General features: G+C 42.1%; 19 protein-coding genes and 1 tRNA gene. 4 read left to right on the forward strand and 16 right to left on the reverse strand.

The features are described 5' to 3' along the window. Positions 1-3: 3 nt before the first annotated feature. The 6 genes from AC1DV1_RS08120 to AC1DV1_RS08145 all read right to left on the reverse strand — a co-directional run bounded on the left by AC1DV1_RS08120 (position 4) and on the right by AC1DV1_RS08145 (position 8,778). Positions 4-1,551: a RagB/SusD family nutrient uptake outer membrane protein gene (locus AC1DV1_RS08120; protein WP_477357366.1), complete on the reverse strand. Its 1,548-nt coding sequence runs from the start codon at positions 1,549-1,551 to the stop codon at positions 4-6. An 11-nt stretch (positions 1,552-1,562) separates the two neighbouring features. Then, on the reverse strand, positions 1,563-4,991 hold the full coding sequence (locus AC1DV1_RS08125; RefSeq protein ID WP_477357368.1) for a TonB-dependent receptor: 3,429 nt from the start codon (positions 4,989-4,991) through the stop codon (positions 1,563-1,565). A 267-nt stretch (positions 4,992-5,258) separates the two neighbouring features. Then, positions 5,259-6,290, reverse strand: coding sequence for a FecR family protein (locus tag AC1DV1_RS08130; protein ID WP_477357370.1), 1,032 nt, complete (start codon positions 6,288-6,290; stop codon positions 5,259-5,261). A 331-nt stretch (positions 6,291-6,621) separates the two neighbouring features. Continuing rightward, entirely contained in the window at positions 6,622-7,203 is a 582-nt protein-coding gene (locus AC1DV1_RS08135; RefSeq protein WP_477357372.1) for an RNA polymerase sigma-70 factor, read from the reverse strand. A 547-nt stretch (positions 7,204-7,750) separates the two neighbouring features. After that, entirely contained in the window at positions 7,751-7,882 is a 132-nt protein-coding gene (locus tag AC1DV1_RS08140) for a hypothetical protein (RefSeq protein WP_477357649.1), read from the reverse strand. Between the two features lie 823 nt (positions 7,883-8,705). Beyond that, positions 8,706-8,778, reverse strand: a tRNA-Phe gene (locus tag AC1DV1_RS08145). A 287-nt stretch (positions 8,779-9,065) separates the two neighbouring features. Here AC1DV1_RS08145 and AC1DV1_RS08150 point away from each other — a divergent pair. Further along, positions 9,066-9,431, forward strand: coding sequence for an iron chaperone (locus AC1DV1_RS08150; RefSeq protein WP_477357374.1), 366 nt, complete (start codon positions 9,066-9,068; stop codon positions 9,429-9,431). 35 nt (positions 9,432-9,466) lie between these two features. Here AC1DV1_RS08150 and AC1DV1_RS08155 read toward each other — a convergent pair whose 3' ends face one another. The 8 genes from AC1DV1_RS08155 to AC1DV1_RS08190 form a co-directional block, all read right to left on the reverse strand. Beyond that, positions 9,467-9,907, reverse strand: a complete 441-nt coding sequence (locus tag AC1DV1_RS08155) for a hypothetical protein (protein WP_477357376.1) — start codon at positions 9,905-9,907, stop codon at positions 9,467-9,469. Between the two features lie 181 nt (positions 9,908-10,088). Next, entirely contained in the window at positions 10,089-10,811 is a 723-nt protein-coding gene (locus AC1DV1_RS08160) for a hypothetical protein (protein ID WP_477357378.1), read from the reverse strand. Positions 10,812-10,897: 86 nt separating this feature from the next. Continuing rightward, the gene (locus AC1DV1_RS08165) at positions 10,898-11,644 is read right to left on the reverse strand and encodes a DUF72 domain-containing protein (RefSeq protein ID WP_477357380.1); all 747 of its coding nucleotides are present in this window, start codon (positions 11,642-11,644) and stop codon (positions 10,898-10,900) included. A gap of 86 nt (positions 11,645-11,730) precedes the next feature. Then, positions 11,731-12,657 (reverse strand): homocysteine S-methyltransferase, encoded by a 927-nt coding sequence (gene mmuM / locus AC1DV1_RS08170; RefSeq protein WP_477357382.1) that lies wholly within the window; start codon positions 12,655-12,657, stop codon positions 11,731-11,733. A 145-nt stretch (positions 12,658-12,802) separates the two neighbouring features. After that, positions 12,803-13,591, reverse strand: a complete 789-nt coding sequence (locus AC1DV1_RS08175; protein WP_477357384.1) for a hypothetical protein — start codon at positions 13,589-13,591, stop codon at positions 12,803-12,805. A 132-nt stretch (positions 13,592-13,723) separates the two neighbouring features. Next, entirely contained in the window at positions 13,724-14,452 is a 729-nt protein-coding gene (locus tag AC1DV1_RS08180; RefSeq protein ID WP_477357386.1) for an SDR family oxidoreductase, read from the reverse strand. A gap of 94 nt (positions 14,453-14,546) precedes the next feature. After that, entirely contained in the window at positions 14,547-15,119 is a 573-nt protein-coding gene (locus AC1DV1_RS08185; protein ID WP_477357388.1) for a Pvc16 family protein, read from the reverse strand. A gap of 147 nt (positions 15,120-15,266) precedes the next feature. Beyond that, a complete protein-coding gene (locus AC1DV1_RS08190) occupies positions 15,267-15,599 on the reverse strand; it encodes a hypothetical protein (protein WP_477357390.1) in 333 nt (110 codons plus the stop codon). Between the two features lie 164 nt (positions 15,600-15,763). Between AC1DV1_RS08190 and AC1DV1_RS08195 the strand changes: the two genes are divergently transcribed. From AC1DV1_RS08195 to AC1DV1_RS08205, 3 genes are all read left to right on the forward strand, one after another. Beyond that, positions 15,764-17,065: a hypothetical protein gene (locus AC1DV1_RS08195; protein ID WP_477357392.1), complete on the forward strand. Its 1,302-nt coding sequence runs from the start codon at positions 15,764-15,766 to the stop codon at positions 17,063-17,065. 210 nt (positions 17,066-17,275) lie between these two features. Continuing rightward, entirely contained in the window at positions 17,276-19,756 is a 2,481-nt protein-coding gene (locus AC1DV1_RS08200) for an AsmA family protein (protein WP_477357394.1), read from the forward strand. Positions 19,757-20,098: 342 nt separating this feature from the next. Then, positions 20,099-20,959 carry a sigma-70 family RNA polymerase sigma factor gene (locus AC1DV1_RS08205; RefSeq protein WP_090652399.1) on the forward strand — a complete coding sequence of 287 codons (861 nt, stop codon included), beginning with the start codon at positions 20,099-20,101 and terminating at the stop codon, positions 20,957-20,959. Between the two features lie 254 nt (positions 20,960-21,213). Here AC1DV1_RS08205 and AC1DV1_RS08210 read toward each other — a convergent pair whose 3' ends face one another. Both AC1DV1_RS08210 and AC1DV1_RS08215 read right to left on the reverse strand, forming a co-directional pair. Then, the gene (locus AC1DV1_RS08210) at positions 21,214-21,405 is read right to left on the reverse strand and encodes a cold-shock protein (protein WP_090652398.1); all 192 of its coding nucleotides are present in this window, start codon (positions 21,403-21,405) and stop codon (positions 21,214-21,216) included. 149 nt (positions 21,406-21,554) lie between these two features. Further along, positions 21,555-23,492, reverse strand: coding sequence for an alpha-amylase family glycosyl hydrolase (locus tag AC1DV1_RS08215; protein WP_477357396.1), 1,938 nt, complete (start codon positions 23,490-23,492; stop codon positions 21,555-21,557). Positions 23,493-23,787: the final 295 nt, after the last annotated feature.

Here is a 23,787-nt window from a genome sequence, read left to right on the forward strand (position 1 = left end):
TAATTATAACGTACCACCCCACTCTTTACCTTGCTTAAGCTTGGTGTTGTTTAAATCATTAAGCGGGATAGGTAAAATTTCATTTTTACCGGCAGTAAAGCCTCTTGAACCCAACACTGTTGCAGCATCGCCCCAGCGTACCAGATCAAACCAGCGGTGCCCTTCACCGGCAAGTTCAAGGCGGCGTTCCCTTTTCAAATTTTCGAAGGTGGCAGCCAGTCCGTGCGTTACACCGTCGTTATAAGCCCGGGTGTGTACGGCGGTCATTAACGCTGTTGCACGTGCCGTGTTGCCTGCACCACGAATAAGCGCCTCGGCTTCCATCAGGTAGGTATCGGCTAACCGTATTTCGTATAAATTTTGCGGATAATTTAGTTCGGGAGCACCGCCGCCGGTAGTTTTATCGGCAACATGCCCGGCAAATTTGCCCAGGAAATAGCCGGTGTTCATATATCCCGGAGTATAGTCGGCAATGCCGTTTGCTTTTAAACTGTCTAAATTTGCCACAGTTGCCTTGTTACGCGGATCGAAATGTATGGCATCGAATAAGTTTTTGGTAATAGGCAAAAAGCTGTATCCTGAAATATAATCCGGCGCTCCGGGTTTCAGGGCCTTGTAATCTCTCGGGCCAACAATAATATTTAAAACGTTACCCTCGGTACAGGCAATGCATGACCAATCGCCTCCTGATTTTGATGAGTGACCAACCTCAAGTATCGACTCGCTGTTAAATTTATTTTGTGTTTTCCACAGGTCGGCAAAATTTGCAAGCAGTTTGTAACCATATTTTGTGTTTGCCTGGCCGGGTGTTGTGCCATTTACTTCGGCAAACTCTGCTGCCGCTTCCGTCCATTTTTGCTCATAAAGGTAAACTTTGCCTAATAAGGCATGTATTGCGCCTTTTGTAAGGCGGCCGCCATCTGTTGTTATGTCTATTTTATCGGGGATATTTCCGTCGGCTATTGCTGCTTTCAAATCGGTTTCAATTTGCTTATACACTGCTGCAGGGGTAGCTTGCTCTACATTGTAAATCTGGTCGGCCGGTATCGACTCGGTTAATAAAGGCACATATTTAAACAGCCTTACCAAGTCAAAATAGAAATAAGCGCGCAACGCGGTAGCTTCAGATTTGTACCTGCTTTTCAAGCCCTCGTCCATCGGAACGTTTGGCAATTTCTGGATCAGCACGTTTGCGCGGAATACTCCGGAAAAGCCGGCTTTCCATAACTCGTATGACGGGCCCACCGATGGGGATAGCGTGTAGTTTGAAAATACCTGCAAATCGTTAATATCGGTAGCGTTACCACCACCTGCATAATGATCGTCAGAACCGGCATCCATGGCGCCTTCTTTGGTTACAAAACCGCCGCCTTGCCATCCAACAACATCGTAAACAGCTGTAAGCCCATTATAGGCCTCGGTTTGGTTACGGTAATAGCTCGATTCCAGATTGGTGCCTTTAGGCTTTACATCCAGAAAACTTTTTTTACAGGCGGTTACCGCAAATGACGCCGCCAGAAAAAATGATAAATATTTTATACTCTTCTTCATTTCATTAATTATTAAAATCCAACACTTACACCCAGCATATACGATTTTGCCTGCATATAAAAACCACGATCGATACTGTAGCTGCCGCCGCCAATCTCCGGATCGTAACCAGAGTATTTGGTAAAGGTGAACAGGTTCTCGCCGGTTACATATATTCTCGCCCTTCGCATACCAATTTTGCTAATCAGATTTTTAGGGAGGCTATATCCTAACTGTAGGTTTTTGATGCGGAAGTAATCGCCTTTTTCAAGGTAGTATTTAGAGTTATAGGTGGTGTTATGGTTGGGGTCGCCATCAACTACACGGGGCTCGGTGTTTGACGTGCCCGGGCCAACCCATCTGTCTAAACGTTTAGTGGTGAAGTTGGAGTTACCGATATCTAAACGGTGTAAGCCCTGGAAAATCATGTTACCTGCCTGGCCTTGTCCAAACACAACGATATCGAAGTTTTTGTACGATGCATTAAAGGTTAAACCATATATCCACGATGGTGTAGGGTTACCAATATAGGTACGGTCCTGATCGTTAATAGTTCCGTTACCATCAAGGTCGGCCCATTTAAAATCGCCGGGCTTGGCATTTGGCTGTATTTTATGGCCGCTTGCCGATACATAGCTGTCAATCTCTGCCTGTGTTTGAAAAACACCCATGTTTTGGTATCCGTAAAAAGAATTGTAAGCCTGGCCAACAGTGGTACGTGTAATACCTCCTTCAACTCCCTGGAAACCCGCGCCATCAAGGAATTTTTGACCGTTACCTAAATAGGTAACTTTGTTGGTGATGTGCGTTACATTGGCGTTAACGTTTAAGTTAAATTCGCCTATTTTTTTGCGGTAAGCCAATTCTAACTCAAGGCCTTTGTTCTCCATATCGCCAATGTTAGCAGCAGGGTTTGATATAGCGCCCACATATAACGGGATTGGCGGGTATTGTAAAATGCCGCTGGTTTTCTTTTTAAACCATTCAAAGGTTAGGTTAAAGTCGTTAAATAGTACGGCATCAAAACCCACGTTGGTTTGTGCTGTTTCTTCCCAGCGAAGGTTAGGGTTTGATGGCGCATTAGGACTGTAACCGCTTATGTAGGTATCGCCGGTGCCAAAACTATAGTTACGGCCACCGCCAATAGTTGAAAGGAAGGCATTGTCTGCAATGGCATCGCTACCAACCACACCGTAACCGCCACGGAATTTTAAGAAGTTAACAGTTTCGTTTTTAGGCCAAAACGCTTCTTTTGAAGGCACCCAACCCAAAGAAAATGACGGGAAAGTACCGTACTTAAAGTTAGCTCCAAACCTTGATGAACCATCGCGGCGGATAACGCCCTCTATGATATAACGCTCATCATAGTTGTAGTTAACACGGGCAAATAACGAGCTGATGGTGTGTGCCTGCCCTTCGCTGCCGTAACCAATTCTGTTAGCGGCTGGTATGCTGTAATTTAAAGATGCGCCCTGGAAGTTATCAACCGGCAAGTTGTAATAAGTTACGCCATCAGTATAGCGGTTGTTTTCTGAATAAGCTCCCTGGCCAACCAGCACGGTGGCGCTATGTTTACCTATTGTGCGATTATACGATGCGGTGTTTTCAATGTTCCAGTTAAACAACCTGTTACTTTCGCGGTTGTAGCTGTTTTGCGAGGTTATGGTAGATGAATTGAGGTAGGCTACCGGGTTAAACGATTCGCCGCCATAAAAAGCAATCTTGGTGCCTACTGTCGAGCGTAGTTTAAGGCCCTTTATAGGTTCTAACTCGCCGTATACATTGCCTACAATGTTATGCGCCCAGCTATAGTTACCTAAATGGGTTGATATATATGCAAGCGGGTTGGTAATTTCCTGGCCTACTATATTTGATATACCGTAAGGATAGCCCAACGAATTTCTGCGCACAGGGTTATTGGCGTATACAGGGGCCGAAGCAGCAGTTTGGTCGGTTACAACCGGAACCGTAATAGGATCGAGGTTTAAAGCCGAACTGATAGGGCCGCCAAACTCGCTGTTGGTATTACCCAGGCCGATTGATTTGTTATAAGTATAGCCAAGGTTTTCGCCAAAGTTTATCCATTTTGCAGGCTTGTAGGTTTGGTTAACCCTAAAATTGACGCGTTTGTATTTTGATATATCTGTGGCAACAATACCATCCTGCTGTAAATAACCAAAGGATGTATAGTAGGTAGATTTATCGTTACCGCCGCTAACGCTTAGCTCGTGATTTTGGCGTTTAGCGCTGTTGTTGAAAATAACGGATTGCCAGTCGGTTCCAACACCTAACGATGCCGGATTGGGATATACAATGGCGCCGCCGCCGGCAACACTTGCTTCGTTACGTAAGGTAGCATATTGCTGGGCATTTAATAAATCAATTGTGCGCGCTGGTTTAGATGTGCCATAATAACCTGAATAATTTATCTGCGGCTTCCCTTCGCGGCCTTTTTTGGTGGTTACCAAAATTACGCCGGCTGCGGCACGTGTACCGTAAATTGCTTGCGAAGCAGCATCTTTTAACACTTCAATCGATTCGATATCTGATTGGTTAAGGTAGCCAATACCGCCATTATCAACCACAACACCATCAACCACCCAAAGCGGGTCGTTATTGTTAAATGAGGTGATACCCCTTACACGTACGGTAGCGCCCTCGCCTGGCTGGCCATTGTTTGCGGCAATGGTTAAACCAGAGGTGCGGCCCTGTAATATTTGCTCTACGCGTGTAACCGGCAGGTCTTCAAATTCTTTGGCGGTAACGCCAGATATTGCACCGGTAGTTACACTCTTTTTTTGTGTGCCATAACCTACAACCACTACTTCGTTTAATCCTTTTATATCTTCGATGAGGGTTATGGTGATAAAGGTTTGTTTACCAACATTAACTTCGGTAGAGCGGTAGCTGATAAAATCGACAGCCAAAACCGCGTTCTCGCTGCTAACGTTCAACTTAAAGTTGCCATTTACATCTGTTTGTACACCGTTTTGCGTTCCTTTTTCACGTACGCTTGCACCAGGCAACGGCAAGCCTTTTTCATCAACTACTTTACCTGCTACCACGATACCGGCTATTGCCTGGTTAAGCTCAGCGGATTTGTCGGCAGAGGTAGCAGTACCTTCGACTGCTTTAATATCGGCAGGTTTTCCCAGTACTATTCTGTCTTTTAAAACCTCGTAGTCAATGCCATTGCTTTTTAGCAACTGGTCAAGAACGCTTTTTAAACTTTTGTTCTCAAAATTCACAGTAACTTTTTGCGACAGATTTATCGAGTTTTTACTGTAGATAAATTTGATGTCGTTGTCTTTTTGCAGGTAGTTTAAAACCTCTTGTACGGTAACCTGTTTAAACGACAGGCTAACCGTTTTGTCAAGTACGCTTTGCGCCCTTAACGGGCTTGAATAAGCTAAGGTGCTTAGCAAAGCTGCTATCAATATTTGACTAAATGTAATCTTCATGATTTTAGACCAGGGAATAGGCTTTCGCAAACGAAATTTCATATATTTGTAATGTTTCTTTGTTAAAAATGAGACAATTAAATGCCCGCTACACCATTTTATGGTGCATCAGTATTGGGCTTTTCGAGCTTAGGAGTGGTCGCAACACTTCTAAGCTTTTTTATTTTACGGGTGAATTTGCAACCTCAGGAACTGAGGTGCTTTTTTAAGTGGGTATCTTACTTTTCATAGGCTTGTCAGGTTAATTTGGGTTAGTAATTAATTGGTTTAATTAAGTTCAATAGTGTTATTGTCCTTTATCTGGTAATTTACATTGATAGATTTTTTTAGGGCCGCCAACACATCCGGCAGGTTAAAGCCTGCAAAATCGGCATTAAGCATATAATGGTTCAACCTGTCATTAGCTACCTTTATATGTACTCCATAAGTAGCATTAAGCACCGGGATAATTTCGCGCAGGGGTTTGTTATCAAATGAAAGATTAACCTGGCTCCATATTTTTAATGCCGGCTGATTTACTATGCCTGCCGGTTTCAATAAATGTTTATCTACCAGGTAAACTGCCTTTTGGTTCCGATAAAGCATCAGCTCGTGCTTTTCTAAATTGGTGTTCACGTTGTTATCCTGATCGTTGTTTTTAATACTTACCGATACCTTGCCAGTTACAACCGATACATCGGCAGTGTTGCTGCGATAATTATCACGTATTAAAAAACTGGTGCCCCAAACCTTGGTAATTATAGTTCGGCCGTTGATAATAAAAGGTCGCCTGGGGTTTTTAGTTATCTCAAAAAAGCCTTCGCCGTACATGGATATGATCCGGACATTTTTTGCAAATGTTTTAGGATATCTTATGTTGCCTCCCGGACTTAGCCAAATGGTGCTGCTATCGGGCAATACTGCTTTGTAAATTTGATTTGAATTGTTGGTGATATCAACCTGTTCTACCTGTTGAGGGGCAACTTGTGCTACTTGTGATGATGGGCTTTTTGTGTTATTAACCCAATAAAAAGCACCCAGTAAAAACGCAGCAACGGCCGCGGCGGCAGACCATTTTAATATACCGAGGTATCGTACATTACCTGTCTGTCCCGGGATATTATCAACTTCAATATTTTCGGTAATCCGGTTATATATCCGCTCTTCTATTTCTTTTTCATCGGCTTCGCTTGCGCCCGAGATATAATCATAGTCATCCTCAAAAGAATGATACCATTGCTTAATCAATGCTATCTCTTCTTCTGTGCAATTACCATTCAAATACTTTTCCAGTAATTCTACGGGTATAAGTGGTTTCATGAAAACTAAAATATTAGCGGTTTATAAATAATTGACGTTTGAAAAGAGCACATCCCCTACGCGTTAATAAAAAAATATTTTATGGCTCTATGCCGTTTTGTGTGGGTAAGGCAGATGGGATGCTGATTAGCGTCTAAGGATATATTTTGTTGACACATCGGGGGGCTTGTTCAACACGTCTTAGAGGCGTAGCCTCGGTCAATCTTGTAGCCGCGGGTTTAACCCGGGAAAAAAAATGAAGAGAGCGATTGAAAACCATAGGTTCGGGACATATGAGCCATGCTAATATATGGTTGAACAAATTAAAAATACCTGGATTACAGAACCAAAATTATTTTAGCAGAAGAACTATCAGCAGGAGAAGGTAGTTATTAAGACTAAGGCGAAGTTTGTTAAGGGCTTTTGTCAAGTGATTTTCGACGGTTTTTTCTGATATGCCAAGCTCGGTGGCAATTTCTTTGTTGGTTTTATGGCTAACCCTGCTCAACTCGTAAACAGACCTGCATTTATCTGGTAACTGGTTTACCACATGGGTTATATTCAGTTGCAGATCTTTAAGCATGATGGCTTGTTCGGTAGAATGGTCGGCCTCGGTGTAACCAAGCTTGAAAGATTCCTGGTGTGTTTGCCGGGTAAGTTCTTTCCGAAAATGATCAATTACGCGGTAGCCAACGCTTTTATAAAGGTATCCCCCTATGGTTTGATGGATATTTAACGCATGCCGCTTATGCCAAAAAGCAGTAAACAATTCCTGCACAATTTCTTCCGAAGCCTCCTTGTCCTTCAAACGTTTGTATGCTTCTGCATATAATGCTTTCCAGTAACGTTGATAAATCTCCTTAAATGCGCCAAGAGAATCTTGTTGCATCAGACTAATCAATTGCTCCTCATCAAACTTAGTAAAATTGGTCATGCGTATCTTGCAGAAGATTAATTATATATTATTTATTAATTAACCTTTTACAAATCTCCCAAAAAAAACAATCAATACCAAGGATTTAGTTTTATCTTAAAATATATGTTACAGCATGGTATTAAGCTTTTGAAAAGTTGGTTTTAAATTTAACATAAAACTCCCGCTCCGGCTGAAAGAAAAATCCCTTTGCATTCGGGAACCGCATGGCGGGTTGTGCGGTGATTGTGCATGGCTGTGATAGCCGCCTGTTTTTGCTCGCCGTACAGGATAAAGGCGATCCATGAATGTTCATTAAAACGATCAACAATCTTTAACTGCGATCTGATCATCCGGTCAACTTCTGCTTTTCTCGGGATGAGCAACTTTTCTTCCTGTGCGCGGATAAAACGGATATAGGTGTCGCGCTTTTTGACCAGTGTGTTTTTTAACCCAGGTTGCAGCTATCCTGACGTAATTGATGTGCGGTGTCGATCATCGGGTGTGGACGTTTTTCACCTTGGTTGAAACACTAATCAGGTGACTGTTTAATTGCCAGGCTTGCTGGTTAAAACCCTTTGGCTTTTTTGCGCTCGTTACCCCATTCGGAAGATTCAATTTCTCTTTCAACGGCACATTCTGATGGTTTTCCGTTGACCGTGATCCTTAAACAAACCAGCATCGGGCCTGATTTATTTATAACTCCTTGGCTTTTTCAAATAGTAAAGTAACTAAAATTTGCACTCATGATGTTTACTTAAAGAAGGTGAACAAAAGTACATTTGCAAACCTCGACAATTAATATGTTGTAAAATGCATTACGCCACCTCCAAGACTCGAAAGTCAGTCGATATATGCCCCGGCTAAGTGATATCAGAATGAATTTTAGATTTTTTGGGTAAATTTGATTCTAAGCATTATATGGAGATTCCGCTCAAACTGACCACCTGATTCCGATTTAAAGTAACCAGGGTATTCCGGACCAAAGTGACCACCCCCTTTTTTGTTTTATGCTTTAGATACCGGCTGTTCTGTTTAATGCCAGATACCGTTTCCGGAGGAACAAGTTGACCGGGAGCCCCATCATGTATGTAAAATCGCTCTGGAATGCCGCTATTAAAGCGCTGAACGGCCATAACCGAATGGACATATCAGGTAACTTACCCAAGTATTAAGCTTCGAAAAAAATAAAGAGGTTGTAGCTGGAGCAGCGCCAGGCTAAATGGAAATTGGTAAATAATTATCTTTGTTTATGCTACTAAAGCATGAGCTGCATTTCTTTGCCAGCAAACAGGTGGTCAGTTTTGCCACGGAATAGGGTGTAACATATCTCCGAAACACCCACCTTAAAAACCGATAAATTCCATTATCAATTATTTATCAATTTTTTTAGACCCAGTTCGACAAACTTTTTTGCTGAATTGCAAAGACACCTGATCGGGTTACCATAGAAGAATTAGCCAAATATAGGCTTTTTTATTAAAAAAGGCCATTTCCAATTTGAAAATGACCTTTTTTGTTTGTGGTATCAGCTGGGATCGAACCAGCGACACAAGGATTTTCAGTCCTTTGCTCTACCGACTGAGCTATGATACCTCCTTTTGGGGAGTGCAAATGTAGCTTTTTTTTTGTGTTTGGAAATTATTTTTTAAAAATAGTTTTTAAAAAGCATCCAACACACTGTAATAAAGGCCATTATTTTTACCATAACCCATTTAAACTGCCCCCTTGGACCGCCGTACCTTTCTATTTATTCTCTATCCTGCGATACAAAAAATTGTTACACAAAACCTATATCACTTAGCGCGCGTAATATAGGTTTTGTATATTTAGGCGCTCTATCTATTTATGACCCTGGCAACCAAATACTTAAAACCAATGTTATGACAACAACCAAACCAGCCTCTATCGACGATTATATTTCAGACTTTCCTGAGGATGTTCAACAAATATTACAACAGGTACGCGCTACCATCAGGCAGGCGGCCCCGGAAGCGGAAGAAAAAATAAGTTATGCCATGCCTGCCTTTACTTTGCATGGTAACCTAATTTACTTTGCAGGTTATAAAAGCCACATTGGGCTTTACCCAACGCCAGCGGGGATAGACGAGTTTAAAGATGACCTTGCCAAATACAAAGGTGCAAAAGGGTCTGTTCAGTTTCCCATTGATCAACCTATGCCATTGGATCTGATAGGCAGGATCACGAAATTCCTGGTAAAGCGAAACCTGGAAAAAGCAAAAAAATAAAGTATAACCGCGTCAATCAGATTAACGGTTAATCGTCACTTTTTAAGTGTAATGATCCTGTCATACCAGCCTTCGGGGGTCAGGCCGCCGGCGCTTAAAATAGCGGTATGACTATCGGGACGGGTAACATCATAAATGGTTTCGGAACCGCGAATAGTAGCACTCCCGGCATGCACAACAGAATAATCAATTACCACTTTACCGTCGCCACGAAAATTATAGGTAGCCGAATCTACCAGGCTTTTTACATGGGCAACCAGCCGGCCATTTGCTGTAAATTCATAAGTATCTGCAGCTTCGCCAATGTATTTACTACCACCGCCTTTAAAGGGGCCTCCACCGGCCAATGAAGATGAATCGCTAAGCAGCTGCCACTTGCCTGTAACACCAACGTTTTGGTTGTCGTTTTTGCCGCAGGCTGATAAGCCTATAACTATTAAAGCTAAAAGACTGATAGGGTAAAGGTATTTTATCATGGTTTAGTAAGTATTGGATAATATGACTATACGTGAAGGTTAACGCAAATGCTACATCATCCTATATTTATACTAACCTATATATTTATATAGCAATGGATTAAAGCCATTGCCGCCCATCAACCCTAAACCCTGTTAATGGAGTATGCAGAACATTTTAAAAGTATTGCCTGATGTTAAATTAGCTGCTTTTCAAAGCAAAATGCGCAATTACTTTAAAATTTGCAGCCACCACCGCAAGGCAAAAAACAAACCACAGTGTAATTAGTAAAGGCGTACCAGGCATCAATACCATGTTTAATACTCCTTTCTGGAGGATTCTGTTTAGCAGTATCAATATAACCACGGTATCCAAAATCAGCGGTGCAATAAGGAAGCTTATGAAAACCAATAACTTTCGTTTATTGGCGATGGCTTTGCCTGCAGTTATAAGTGGTGGTAAACAAATAACCGAAACAGCTAAAAACCCAATTATCTTTATCAGCAAGGCATTGGAATGGTCGTGGTTTAAAAATACCTGACGAAGCCCCCACTGCTCATCTCCAGAACCCACAGCGGCCATGTACATGCGCCCAAACTGCATATTTCCTAAAATCAGCACCAATCCTAACGACTGATGTTGTGCTGATTGACCAAACTTTACCATGTACCGGCCGAGCCAAAGCATTATAAATGTAAAAACCGGACCAGCAAAAGTAGCGAGTATAGCTGCCGGATGTTGCTCCAGGCAGTTGGAGCATACATCCCAAACGTTAAAATCTCTTTTGCCCCAGCAACCACAAATAAGCCTGCCTGTAATAATATGAGCCTGCTCATGCAGTTCATGCATCGCAAAGAAAAAAAATACAAATACCAGCAGATTTTTAAAGGTAAGCTGAATAAATAATTGCGGTTTAGGCTTCATAATAACGGTTTGCCGGATATGACCCGTGTTATGCAATCAAGGTTACACCTTATATAAAAGTAAATTTACCTAAGAGCCCTTCTGTCTCAGTGGGCATACTTATTCAGTAATTGCAGGTTGTTTAAAGCATCGCCCATGGTATTGTTAAAATACGCGTAAACTGTTTTACCCTCTGCCTCCCATTCTTTTATGTATTGCGCATACTCAAATAAAAAGTCATCGGCATAGCTGCCACGGTATCCGCCATCGGGCCCATGGAACCGCAGATAAACTATATCATCGTTAACCGCAATTAACGGGCTGGCTGATGCAGGCATATCATGCAGTACCATGCCCATATTATATTGCCTTAGTAGCTCATAAACATCATCATGGTACCAGCTCCGGTGCCTAAACTCAACCGCTACTGCCCATTTATTACCCGGGTCATTCAGGCGAATAATGCTAATCAGTTGCTCAAATGCGTGCAAGTTGCTCACCTGTATACTGGCCGGAAACTGCACCAGCAGGCAGCCTTTTTTATTGGAGGCGTTGTTTATAGCTTGCATAAAGCGCTCAACATCCTCTGGTTTAAAAGCCAGGTTTTTATTGTGTGTTATCTCCCGCCATAATTTATAAGTAAACCTGAAATTATCCGGCACCTCGGCAGCCCATTTGGCAACGGTTTTACCTATGGGCAATTTATAAAACGAGCTATTAATCTCGATAGAATTGAACAACGTTGCGTAAAAACCTAACCGGCTTAAATGTTGAAATTTTGCCGGAAAATCGCGCTTGGGTATGGGAATTTGTAAACCACTTATACCTGCGTAAAATAAATTATCGTTGTCCACCCAAGTATAATAAAACAACAGGCCCGATTGTTTTATATCGAAACGATCATTCCGATATAAAACCAAGCCCCTTTTTGACTTTTGACTTAGCCCAACTGCTGCAATTGCCTGATATCTTCGGGCGTTGTTCTGCAACAGCCGCCAATAATTTTGGCGCCCGCTAAATACCAGCTTTTTGCACCATCATAAAAATGGCTATCACCGGCATTGGCCGGTAGCCAGCATTTATTTGCCGCATCCCAAACCTCGCCTTTATTGGGATAAACCAGGATGTACCTATCTGTATTTTCGGCCGCTATTTTTACCAGCGATGCGATGTGCTGCGGGGCCGTACAATTAACCCCAACAGCCACAACCTGTGCCGATTGATTTAATAGTTTTACAGCTTCGGCAAAATCTTCGCCGCTGCTCAGCTGAGTTGCATCTTTACAGCTAAAACTTATCCAGGCTTGTACACCGGGAAATTCCGCCAGTAATTCCTTCAAAGCGACGGCCTCATCTATGCAAGGGATGGTTTCGCAGGCCAGTACATCCGCCCCGGTTTCAATCAGCACCTGCATCCGGCGGCGGTGGAATGTTTTCAGATCCTTGATACTTACCCCATAATTGCCCCTGTACTCAGATCCATCGGCCAATGAAGCCCCATAAGGACCAACAGAGGCCGCTACAACAGGCTTTTCGCGTCCGGGGAACGCCTTCATAAACTCGTCACGCGCATCGAAAGCCAACTGTACACTTAGTTGCATCAGGGCAAAGGCTTCGTCGTCGGTATATCCGTGTTTTGCAAAACCTTCAAAGCTGGCCTGGTAGCTGGCTGTTGTTATAACATCGGCGCCGGCCACTAAATAGTCATAGTGCACCTGCTTAATCAGTTCCGGATTTTCGCTCAGCAACTTTGCCGACCATAAACTATGATTAAGGTTAGCGCCCCTTGCTTCCAGCTCAGTTGCCATTGCTCCATCAAGTACAACGAAACCGTTTTTTTGAATAAAATTATCGAAGATGTTTTTCATGCCTAAAATTCCTGCATGCAAGGTAGTAATTGCATAATTTACGGATTACACCTTACAACTTAAATTTTGAAGAATGTACCCTGCGACGACACAACAATTCCTCTCTCAAAGGATCACATTTAACAATTGTATCTTATAAACATCCCTATCGCCGTTTATTTAAATGCTTTAAGGTTACCAGTTTGTTGCCTCTCGTAAAATCGATATCATCACGGAATTTTATTCTGATTTTATTATTGGCTACTTTTTGTACAAGTCCGCTAAACGCTTTTAGCTCGTGTTCTATCCTCCGGTTGAGGGTATCGTTTTTTATATTGACTTTCTTATCCAGCCCAAATAAACCATATTGACTTACTGTTGTTGGCAATGGCGGCAATTGCCACCCCCAAATCGGGAACGAATACAGCTGCTGCCATTTATGACCTTTGAAAGTCATTATAGTATATGAGTTTAGGCTCGACCAATCAGCATTGTCTATTACAAAAGATATCTCATCGGTGCCGTCGCCATTTAAATCGCCTTCATTTTTTAAGAAAGTCAATCCAAAATTATCTTTCGATGCAAATTGTAATTTACTTATATTCTTGTTATTACACATTAAGACTGATATTGGTTTCTTCCTGATAACCGACTCAACCATACCATCATAATCTACATTCTCATAAAACTTATTGGTTTCTTTATGGTCTATGCGGCTAACAAAATGTTCGGTAAGGGTGTCTTTTTTGTCATCTCCATCAAAATCGCCGGTGATTACAAAACGGTAACCCCAAACGGGCTTCGGAGGTTTTACGTTACCCGTTTTATCTTTTGATTGCTCATTTTTTAAAGAAACAATCCTAACCGGCTGCGTACTGGCTGGCTTTTTTTGAGCGTTTGAGCAGGCGTAAGTCAGCAGGCAAATAAAAATAAGGCTCGTAAAAAGGCTGGACATGCTAAAAGAAATATTGCCTTAATTTAAGCAATAATTATCAGTGTTATTGTAAGCCTGCAAAATATAAAAGTTGTTAAATTTTGCAGGCTTAAATACCGGTATCCAGGGAAACAAGATATTAATACAGCTACCTTACACCAGTACCGTCCCCCCGTCAATTACCAGGCTCCGGCCTGTTCCGTATTGTTGTTTCATCAGGTAAATAAAGCCTAAGGCTACATCGTCTGCCTCCCCTACTCTTTTCAGTAGCAGGCTATTTTGCAGGTATTGATACATACCACCGCGCTGCTCGTCGGTCATGGAATCCCAAAGGTTGGTTTTAATAACACCGGGCACCACGCAATTTACACGGATAGGCGCCAGCTCGACAGCCATGGCCCTTACAAAGCCCTCCATGGCACCACAAATAGCCGATGCAACCGACCAGCCCGCGCCAGGTCTTTGACTGGCAGTGCCGCTGGTAAGCGATACAGAGCCACCTTCGTTAATGTAAGGCGCGCCATACTTCACAGCGGCAAACGCACTCCAGAAACGGAGGTTAAAAAAACCTATGGCTTCATTAACAACTGTATTACTGATATTGCTGAGGTTAAGGTTTTCGCCGGCAGTATATACGAGGTGATCAAACCGGCCCACTTTTTCAAAAAAGGCTTTAATGTTTTCTTCTATACTTAAATCTACAGCATAACCTTCGCTGCCCGGCGGTAGCTGCTCCAATGCTTTATCAACGCGCGCCTGGTTACTGGATACTATAACCACTTTGGCACCCTCGGCTGCCGCCGCTACGGCTGTTGCCAGGCCCAGGCCGCTGCTGGCCCCCAATAATATTACTCTTCTATTTACTAATGATTGACTGTTCATCGTTTTTTAATTTTGATGGTACAAAATTCGGCACGATGGCGGTCTATCCACTTAACAAATGGTAAAAAGCAAATCTTGATTAAAAATACTTTCTTCAGCTCATCCGCTCGCGTGCCTCAAACTGTTTAATAATGCCGCGTCTTTCCATAGGGTTTTGTCTCGGGAGCTCTGCCATTCGTACACGGTATACCATATGCGGAAACTGCCTGCCGCCCATGGTAGTCCACAGGTTACTGGTTTCTTCAAAACCGGGCGAGTAATTTTCGACAGTGAGCCTAAACCTCTCTGTACCAGTTTCCGTGCCGGGCTTAGCAGGCCAGGTAAAGACGTTGTTGCTGTCAAAAAAGTTTATGATGTGCGAAAGATTTAATAACGACTGATCGTACGAATGGTAAACGCACGACGATATCAGCACATAAAGGCTCAGATGGCGGGATGCCACCCGGCCAATATTGTGTGTATTATCCGGAAAGTGCTTTACAGGATTATCTTCAGATGCAATTACCAGGGTAATAAGCACGTTGTTTAGCCTGTTAATTTCTTCGCCCGTTAAATGCGCAACGTTGCGCAGCTGAACAAAATCATCGGGCATGCCGCCATCGCCGGTTTCTGTTTTCAGGTTATTGTTTAATTGCTGGGCCAAAAGTTTTACTGCCTGGTAAATCATCACTTTAATTTTAATGCTTTGCTGCAGTAAAATTGGCCATAAACAGCTTTTTTATAATGAGTGCCGGTACTAATATTGGCGCGTATAATTACGCGATTCTGTTACGTATACCTACTGGGACAGGCCATGATTTTTGGCTTACCGCAATTATTTCACCACCCTAATTTTAGTGACTATAATATAATTGTATGTGGCAAGAATGCCTGTATCCTTTTTGTAATTTAAATTAACGTTTATTGGGAATCGGGTATTTTCATTAATCCCCAATTGGGCCAGCGAGGAGTTGATATGATAATAGGAAGGTGGATTTTTTGCAGTGTCGTTTTTAATGGTAATGAGCAGGCCGCCACATAAAAGCGAAGGGCACATACGGAGGTCATAGCCTGTTAAAACCCCATCGCTTCGATACGGGGTTTCGTTATTCTTTTTACAGGATGCAAATAGCAACCCTAAACAAAAGATGATAGCAAGCAATTTCATGGTTAGTTTTATTATTAATACGGTTGCACCACCCGCAGCGATACAGGCGATTAAAAATAATTCAAAACCAGCACTTTATCTGCAATTAAATGCAAATACCAACGAAATAACTTATATTGGTTTTTGCTTTTGATTTAGTACAACATCAACCTTATTGCCTGTAAATGACACCTACCCAAACCAATGCACCATGGCCAATATGGAGGCTGATAGCCTTCCGATTTTTTTTTATTTACCTTACGTTGCAAATAGCCCCGCTGGCCTGGCTGGGCGAAATCCCCGGAGTCGATAAATTATTGTCTTTTTACTATTCCTTTGTTGATTGGGCTGTAAACACATCCAACAAGCTATTTTTTCATGTTCGCGAAGTATTGGTGCATCCAAACGGCAGCGGCGATACATCATGGGCCTGGGCGCAACTGTGGGCAATGTTGTCTGTAGCGCTCATTGGCTGCCTGCTATGGTCGGTACTTGACCGTAAGCGGACCAGCTACACCCACCTTAACTACTGGCTTTGCCTGGCAGCCCGTTATTACCTCGCCTTTTTTGCCTTCAGTTATGGCATACTTAAAATATATGCTTTGCAAATGCCCTTTCCTAACCTGCATCAGCTGGCCACCCCGTTAGGCGATTTATTGCCCATGCGTTTATCGTGGATGTTTATTGGTTACTCCAAAACCTACCAGGTATTTTCGGGCATTATGGAAACATTGGTAGGCCTGCTGCTGATTAACCGTCGTACGGCTACACTCGGCATATTTATGGCGGCAGGCGTATTTGCCAATGTAATGATGCTTAACCTGAGTTATGATATCCCCGTTAAGCTATTTGCTATCGAGCTTACTTTTGTAAGTTTGTTTTTACTGGCTAACGAAGCCAGCCGGCTCTATTATTTTTTTGTACTCAATAAGCCCGCGCCTATTGCCGAAACTTATCATTTTAAATATACCCAAAAATGGATGCGCATTGGCCGCATTGTAGTCAAATGCGTATTTATAATACTGGCAGTGTTTATGGAAATTATAAACAACTGGCAATACTACCAGGAAACAAATGCAGCGCCAGCTAAGCAATATCTCAAAAATGGGATGTATGAAGTTGCCATTTACTCGGTAAATAAAAAAGACATCCCCTTGTCTGTTGCAGATACTTTACGATGGCACGACTTGATTTTGGAAAATGGCGCAGGCAGTATCAAAACCGCCGACACCGCTTTCAGGCAGCGCTATAAACGGGGGTATTTTGCCTATACAACCGATGAGGCTAAACATATTTTCAAAATAAAAAAACTGGCCGGTGACAGCCTATGGATGGCTAGTTTCAGGTATGAACAGCCGGATAGCACAACCATAAAGTTATGGGGCAAATTGCGTAACGATAGCCTGTATGTAGTACTGAAACGGACAAACCGCCACTTCCAGCTGGCGGAACGGCAGTTTCACTGGCTAAGTGAGCGCAACAGGTAATTGTGATATCTGTGGTGTGTGGTGTGAGATCTGAGGTGAGTAGCCTATAGTGTGAACCGGGCTTTTACCTTCGAGTACTTCAGACCTCAGTCCCCCCCCCCAGAACACAGAAGCCAGACCACAGACTCCAATTGTAACAACTTTACTGTTTAAATCTGTAGCTATCAAACAATTAATCACATCAGTGCTTTTTAGATAAAATAGTTAGCAATGCCTAAGTGGATTAAAATAATATCGAGAATATTCGTGGCGTTAATAGGTGTTGTAATCATCGCCTTTGCGGGTATTTCTATGTATATCATTTTCAATAAAGAGAAAGTGCTGAAAATGATGACGGCCGAATTGAATAAAAACCTAAACGGCACAATTACCATAGCCAAACTCGATCCCACATTTTTCAAGGGCTTTCCTGGTGTTTCGGTAAGCCTTAAGGATGTGGTTATAAAAGATAAGCAATGGCCGGTTCATCATCATACCCTGCTGGAGGCCAAAAACTTTGATGTATCGGTAAATGCTGCCGCATTACTGCATGGCAGCGTGGAGATTAACAAAATAGATATCAGCGATGCCGCAATTGACCTGTTTACCGATAGCAGTGGTTATAGCAACACCTCCGTTTTTAAAAGCAAGCCAAAAGATTCTGTTAAGGTTGAGAAAAACACCAGCCCATCTACCCAGCTCAAACGCTTTGGGCTAAGCAATGTAAACTTTACTGTTGATGACCGCAAGGCTTATAAGCTTTTTAAGTTTGAAGTACAGGACGTTGATGGACGCATGCAATGGCCATCAACCGGCTGGCATGCCAATATTAGCCTAAAAACGATGGTTAAAAGTTTTTCCTTTAATACCAGGCAAGGCAGCTTCATGAAAGAGAAATTGCTCGATGGCGATTTTGACATCACTTATAATGAGCCATCAAAACTAATTACTGTAGCCCCTAAAGTTTTGAATATCGGCGGCGAAGCGTTTACCATAGGCGGCAAGTTTGACCTGGGCAAACCCAATGTTAATTTTGTATTGAACATTGTGAACGATAAAATTTTGTGGGTAAACGCATCAAATCTATTGTCGCCAAACATTACCAAAAGCCTCAGGATGTTCAACATTGAAGAACCGATAGCCGTAACCTGCGATATTGCCGGAGCGTTTGGCGGTGGTGGCGACCCATCAATATTTGTTACCGCCAAAGTGATGGATAACGTGGTTACCACCCCTGGTGTAAAAATTGAAAACTGCACTTTTAATGGTGTGTTTTCAAATAACTATATTAATGGCAAAGGCTATAATGATGCAAACTCCGTTATCAAACTCTACCATTTTAATGGTACCTATAAAAAAGTGCCGTTTACTATCGATACCGCTTTCATCAACAACCTGAATACCCCGGTGGCAACGGGAATATTTAAATCGAGTTTTGATATTGCCAAACTTAACGGCGCCATTGGCGATGACGACCTGCGTTTTACCAAAGGTTATGCCGACGTTAAGCTTGCTTACAAAGCCGACCTGGTAAATTACAGAATCTCGAAACCTCAGCTTGGTGGCACTATCAACATCAAAAACGCCGATGTAAGTTACGTACCGCGCGACCTTAATTTTAAAAACAGCGCAATCACCATCAAATTTGCCGGTAACGATTTATTACTGAACAACATTCGCATGCAATCGGGTCGCAGCATTGTTTATATGGATGGCCGGGTAAATAACTTTTTAAACCTGTACTATACAGCGCCCGAAAAAATAATATTAAAGTGGCAGGTACATAGCCCGCAATTGCACTTGGCCGAGTTCCTGGGTTTTTTAAATAGTACCCAACCCGTTGAAGAGGTGAAAACCAAAGGCAAAAAAACCAATATTAATGACGCTTTAAGTACCGCTTTTCAGAAAGGCAAGGCCGAAATTCATTTAAAGGTTGATAAGGTATACTACAAAAACTTTTTGGCCACCGATGCCACTGCCGACTTTTTAATGGCCGATAACAGCATCAGGGTTAACAATGTAAGCGTTAAACATGCAGGTGGTTCACTAAAGCTAAACGGCAACTTTGTACAAAGCGGCAAGCTGAATGATTTTACCGTAAATACTAAAGTTGATAACGTAAATACCAGCGCCTTTTTTGCTGCGTTTAATAATTTTGGGATGGATAGTTTTACATCTAAAAACCTAAGTGGTTTTTTATCGGCTCAGGCCCACCTTACGGGCAAAATTAACGGTGCCGGCAATATTGTACCCGGCAGTTTAAAGGGCTTAACAACTGTTGATTTAAAAGAGGGTGCATTGCTAAACTTTAAACCCATTACAAGCGTAGGTAAATTCGCTTTTCCGTTCAGGGATTTAAAGAATATCCGCTTTCAAACGCTTAATATGAAGTTTGATGTTGATGGCGATAAAATAAAAATAAGCCCGATGCAAATTAATTCAAGCGCCATTAACATGAATGTAGCCGGCGTTTACTCCTTATCAAGGGGCACAAATATAGCGTTGGATATACCTTTACGTAACCCAAAAGGCGATACGGCAATAATTGACGCAACCGAACGTAATAAAAAGCGTATGAAGGGAATAGTATTGCACATTTTGGCCGCCGATGGCGATGATGGCAAAATAAAAATCAAGTGGAACAAAAACCACGATAAAGACAAAAAAGATGACAAAAAAACAGAAAATACCGATGAAAAAACGGGCTACTGACAATTATAAAAACGGCACGATATGTGCCTCATTTATAACAAATAAAATAGATGTATTTTTGACACAATAATAGCAATTGAATGCGTATCTTTGTGCATCCATTAAAGAGAGATCACGTTTGATTAAACACTTACCGGTAACTGCAACATATTTCAATACGGTAAACACCGCGCATCCTACTGCAATAGTATCAAAAAGTCAACCCCTGCATCATCAGTATCCCGGGTTCAGAAAAAAATTAGGAGCACCGTTAAATGATCATATTTTTTGTAAAGCAGGTTAAACCAACCGTGTAAATTCTTATCGGACATATAATTAGCTGAAATAAATCTATTCAATAAAATGAGACAACTCAAAATATCCCAATCCATTACCAATCGTGAATCTCAATCACTTGAAAAATACCTTCACGAGATAGGTAAAGTAGATTTAATATCTGCCCAGGAAGAAGTGATCCTGGCGCAAAAGATCCGTGAGGGCGACCAGGCCGCATTAGAGCGTTTGACAAAAACAAACCTTCGTTTTGTGGTATCTGTGGCAAAGCAATACCAAAATCAGGGTTTAACCCTTGGCGATTTAATTAACGAAGGTAACTTAGGTTTAATTAAAGCGGCTAAACGTTTTGACGAAACAAAAGGCTTTAAATTCATTTCATACGCAGTATGGTGGATTCGCCAGTCTATATTATCTGCCGTTGCCGAGCAGTCACGTATTGTGCGTTTACCTTTGAACCAAATTGGTTCATTAAGCAAAATTCATAAAGCAGCTTCAAAATTAGAGCAGGAATTTGAAAGACAACCAACCCCAGAAGAACTGGCCGAGGATCTTGAAATATCTGTTGATAAAATTGCCGATTCATTAAGCAATGCAGGCCGCCAGGTATCTATGGACGCTCCGTTTATACAGGGCGAAGAAAATACCTTGCTTGATGTTTTGCAAAGCACCGATGCAGCAACCGATACCGAACTGATGATGGATTCATTGTCACAAGAGATCAAGCGCTCATTAGGTATCCTTGCCGAACGCGACCGTGAGGTTATTATCCTTTTCTTTGGTTTAGGTGGTTATGCTGCCCATTCGTTAGAAGAAATTGGCGAGAAATTTAACCTTACCCGCGAGCGTGTACGCCAGTTAAAAGATAAAGCGTTGATGCGTTTACGCCACAACTCAAAATCAAATCTTTTACAATCGTATTTGAACTAAGAAACGATCTTACAGATTATAAGAAACGCGGATGATGAAAATTATTCGCGTTTTTTTGTGCCACAATTCCCCCTCCTGTCATGCTGAGGAACGAAGCATCTGCACGCCGTGCAATATTGGTCTGGCACAGTTCGCGAATAGATGCTTCGTTCCTCAGCATGACAGCTTTTTTTTGATACAAAACTTTACCCCACAAAAAAAGCATCTGCCCTTTAAGAACAGATGCTTGTACGATTATAATAATAGTTTATTTATTAACCTACTTTTACATTTACCGCATTTAAGCCTTTTTTACCTTGTTCTACATCGTAGGTAACGCTATCGTTTTCACGGATAGTGTCGATAAGGCCTGAGGCATGTACAAAAACTTCGGCACCACCATTTGTTGGTACGATAAATCCGAATCCTTTGCTTTCATTGAAAAATTTTACTGTTCCTTGCATTATATTTTTATTTAATTAGGCGAATGTACAGTTAAATAATTAACAATCTGTTATAAATAAGGCAATTAAAGTTTTACCACATAAAAAAACTTTAAATAACAAAGGCCCCGGGGTTACCGCGGGGCCTTTATTATTAGCATGTTAGCCTGTTATTAGTGTGTTAAAGCGGCGCTGCTGTACACATGATACTCGCCTGGCGCAAGTGTTACCGACATGGTTGCCGAGGTAACATTTAGTGTTGCCCCCGTTAATGCATCGGTATAAGTACCGGTCGACGGGAAGGTAATGTTGGCAGTTTGCGTTACCACATCAAAGTTTCCTACTACTTCCACATTGGCGCTGGCATCTTTTAACTGGATGCTTTTAATATAACCTGATAAATCGTACACATAATTTGTTGATGCAAATACCGCGTTCTTTTTATGCAGGTTAATCATTGCCGAATAAACTTTATATAGCTGCACCCGCTGCGCATCTGCAAAATAGTTCCACAAAATAGGTTTATTACCTGTGCGGCCGTTCAGGTCGATAGATTTATCGTAACCCAACTCGCCAAACTGCCATAACATTTTAGGGCCCGGTACCGAGAACAGGAATGCCGCCGCCATTTCTTCGCGTTTCAGGCCGGTTGTAATATCCTTGACATTATAACCACCCGATGCGTTTCCGTAGCTTTCATTTTTAAACATCAGGCGCTCCTCGTCATGGCTTTCAAAATAACCCACCAGTTGGTATGGCAGGGTAAAGGTATGCTGATCGTAAAATATCCCTTTAAAATCCCAGCCGGTAATGTAGCCCATGGTAGCCTGGTTGGCTGCATAATTCAGGTTGTTCCAAAGCATCATGCCCTCGCCGGATAGTTCTTTTTCTTCCTGGTTGGCTGCAAAATGCTCCAGTATTACATAAAAGTTATTATTGTCGATACTTTTGATGTAATTGTTGTAATCCTTCCAGATGGCAACGCGGCTGGCATCATACTGCCCCCAGGGACCTACCGCGGCATCGCTGGTACCATAATTTACCTGCGTGAAGCCCTTGGAAAGATCAAACCGGAAACCATCTATCTTATACTCCTGCATCCAGAATTTGAGCACATTTTTTACAAAGTATTTGGTAGCAGCGCTTTCGTGGTTAAACTGGTAGCCTACATTGTACGGGTGCGTAGGATCAACATTGTACCAGGGGTTATTTGCCGCCGGCTTGCCCGCGGCGGTATTAAAATACATTTGCACCATTGGCGACTGACCGAACGAATGATTTAACACCATATCCTGAATAACCGCAATCCCCCTGGAGTGGCATTCGTCGATAAATGCTTTTAAAGCATTCTTAGTGCCATAATATTTATCGGGCGCAAAGTAAAATGAAGGGTTATATCCCCATGAAAGGTTGCCTTCAAATTCATTTATAGGCATCAGCTCAATGGCATTTACACCAAGTTTTTGCAGGTAGTTTAATGAATCTTTTAAGGTTTGATAATTGTGATTGGTAACAAAATCGCGCACAAGCAGTTCATATATCACCAGGTTCTTTTTCTCAGGGCGTACAAAGGTTGGTACCTTCCAGCTATAAGCAGGCTGGTTTGCCTGCAGCACGCTTACATTTCCGGTTGTTTTGCCGCTTGGGTAAGCTTTTAAACCAGGATAGGTAGTTGCCTCTATATAGCTGTCATTGGCAGGGTCCAATACTTTTTGGGTGTACGGATCGGCTATCTTAAGTGTGCCGTCAATCAGGTACTGGTAGGCATATTCAGTATTGGCATCAAGGTTATCAATCTGTATCCACCAGTTTTTGCCATCGGGCGTATGGTTCATGGCATACTTGGCATCGGCCGTCCAGTTATTGAAATCGCCTATAACGCTTACCGATGTTTTTGATGGCGCGTACAAATTTAAAATAACCGACTTGCCCGAGTTGATGTAAGTAACCCCGTCAACAGCGCCCGAGGGCAACGCTTTACCACCTGTAACCACCGTCGTGGTATCTCCGGGAACGTTCCCGGAATTATCTCCGGAAGAAGGCTTCTTGCATGAAGTAGATCCAATCACCAAAAAGGTGACCAGCAAAAAGTAAACATTTTTGATTATCATATATTTTGTGTTTATAAAATTGGCCGTATAAAAGTAACCTGAATTTTCTATTTTAAGTATAACAACACCCAAAATAAATTTCTCAAAAACAGCATCTGAGGTTATGCTATGAAAACCAGGCGTTTACAAAAGTATATAATTAGGTTTTAAGAAACAATAGGCGCTATCACTTTCAAACAACCGAATTTCGCGGCAAGGAAGCTACGCAGCAGAACGGTTGCCTGCAAACTTTAATGGAGCCAGATGCGGAGCAACATGAATATTTTCAAATTAAACCTATAAATCAAAAAAATTA

It is taken from the genome of Mucilaginibacter sp. P4_D1, from assembly GCF_056401935.1.